Annotated in this window: 1 protein-coding gene and 1 pseudogene; one reads left to right on the forward strand and one right to left on the reverse strand. The window is 73.6% G+C overall.

What is annotated here, in order from left to right; genetic code table 11:
* Positions 1–205: pseudogene (locus D8M34_RS18290) on the reverse strand (LysE family translocator); the annotation flags it as partial.
* Positions 206–244: 39 nt separating this feature from the next.
* Between D8M34_RS18290 and D8M34_RS18295 the strand changes: the two are divergent.
* The gene (locus tag D8M34_RS18295) at positions 245–769 is read left to right on the forward strand and encodes an Lrp/AsnC family transcriptional regulator (protein ID WP_238695727.1); all 525 of its coding nucleotides are present in this window, start codon (positions 245–247) and stop codon (positions 767–769) included.
* Positions 770–866 lie beyond the last annotated feature (97 nt).

Consider the following 866-nt stretch of genomic DNA (forward strand, 5'->3'; position numbering starts at 1 on the left):
CCTCCGGCCGGCGCGCGACGACCGCCGCGATCCCGGCCGCGACGAGCGCGGCGAGTGCCAGGTGCCCGCTGAGCAGACCCGCCAGCGACGGTAGGACCGTCCGCCCGCGCAGCCCCGCGCGGCTCATGTACGCCCAGTCGGCGCCGGGCGTCAGGACCAGCAGCAACGACAGGCCGGAGAACCCCAGCACGCTTCCGATCGGCATGCCCCGACGCTAGGCAGGATGCGCCGACAGGTGTTCCCGATGTTCCCACCGCGCGCCCCGGATGGTGCAAGATTCCTCGCCGTGGACGCGATCGACCGGAAGATTCTTGCCGAGCTGCAGGCCGACGGCCGTCTGACCGTCACCGAGCTGGCCGAGCGGATGCGGCTGTCGGTGTCGGCGTGCCACCGCAGGCTGCGCGCCCTGGAGTCCTCCGGGGCGATCGCGGGCTACCGCGCCCACCTCGACGAGCACCGGCTCGGCCTGGGCTTCGACGCGCTGGTGTTCGTGACCATGCACGAGGCCGTGCAGGACACGGTGCAGGCGTTCGAGTCGGCCGTCGACGCCATCGAGCAGGTCGTCGCCGCCCAGCGGCTGTTCGGCGACCCGGACTACCTGCTGCGGATCATCACCCGGGACCTGCCGGCGTTCCAGCGCCTCTACGACGAGCGCCTCACCACGCTGCCCGGGGTGCAGCGGCTGTCCTCGACGCTGGTCATGAAGGACGTCGTCGCCGACCGGGGGCTGCCGCTGGAACACGGGCTCGGCACCGGCCGGGCCGGGTGAGACGCGGTCGGCCGCCGAGGCGGCCGGGACTCCACCGTGCCCCCGTCGAGACCGGCCCACTCCTCGGAGCGCCGGAGCCGCGGTCCTGGTGGGATGT

Origin of the sequence: Microbacterium sp. HSID17254 (genome assembly GCF_003989315.1) — a bacterium.
Taxonomy (GTDB): Bacteria; Actinomycetota; Actinomycetes; order Actinomycetales; family Microbacteriaceae; genus Microbacterium.